The 1048-nt window shown below is 46.0% G+C and carries 1 protein-coding gene; it reads left to right on the top strand.

The window, feature by feature from the left end; genetic code table 11:
• A partial coding sequence (gene recJ / locus HMPREF2795_RS06920) for a single-stranded-DNA-specific exonuclease RecJ (RefSeq protein ID WP_075228533.1) occupies positions 1–1048 on the top strand: 1048 nt, incomplete at both ends.

The raw sequence follows: 1048 nt of genomic DNA, 5'->3' as shown, positions 1-1048 counted from the left end.
CGGATGGGATGACTTCGGCTTCCATTGTTAAGGAAAGTTTAGAACAGTTAGGCGCTGAATGCCTGATCTATCTTCCCAATCGCTTTACGGATGGTTATGGTCCAAATGCCAGTGTCTACAAATATTTTATCGAACAGCAGGGCGTGTCTTTGATTGTGACGGTGGACAATGGTGTGGCGGGGCATGAAGCCATTGATTTGGCTCAGTCTATGGGAGTGGACGTCATTGTGACCGACCACCATTCTATGCCTGAGGTTTTACCAGATGCCTATGCTATTATCCATCCTGAACATCCAGGGGCGGACTATCCTTTCAAGTATTTGGCGGGTTGTGGGGTCGCTTTTAAGTTGGCTTGTGCCCTTTTGGAAGAAGTACAGGTCGAGTTGTTAGACTTGGTTGCAATTGGGACAATTGCCGACATGGTCAGCTTGACGGACGAAAATCGTATCATGGTCCAATATGGTCTTGAGGTCTTGCGCAATACTCAGCGAATGGGATTGCAAGAAATGTTTGAAATCGCTGGGATTTCGAGTAGTGATGTGACAGAAGAGACAGTTGGTTTTCAGTTAGCACCGCGTTTAAATGCTCTAGGACGTTTGGATGATCCCAATCCAGCTATTGATTTGTTGACTGGATTTGACGATGAGGAAGTACATGAAATCGCCCTTTTGATTCATCAGAAAAATGAAGAACGTAAGGAAATTGTTCAGTCCATTTACGATGAAGCCAAGGGCATGGTGGATCCTGATAAAAGTGTTCAAGTTTTGGCTAAAGAAGGCTGGAATCCGGGAGTTCTTGGAATTGTAGCTGGGCGCTTGCTTGAAGAACTGGGTCAGACAGTTATTGTGCTAAATATCGAAGATGGACGAGCCAAGGGTAGCGCTCGCAGCATCGAATCAGTCGATATCTTTGAAGCCTTGGACCCGCATCGAGAATTGTTTATCGCCTTTGGTGGTCACGCAGGTGCTGCAGGTATGACCCTTGAAGCGGATAAGTTGGAAGTCTTATCTGATATTTTGGAAGCCTATATCCGAGAAAAAGGCGCAGA

It is taken from the genome of Streptococcus sp. HMSC056C01, from assembly GCF_001811305.1.
In the GTDB taxonomy this organism is placed as follows: domain Bacteria; phylum Bacillota; class Bacilli; order Lactobacillales; family Streptococcaceae; genus Streptococcus.
The sequence above is the reverse complement of the archived record's forward strand: the minus strand, read 5'-3'. Positions and strand labels throughout refer to the sequence as shown.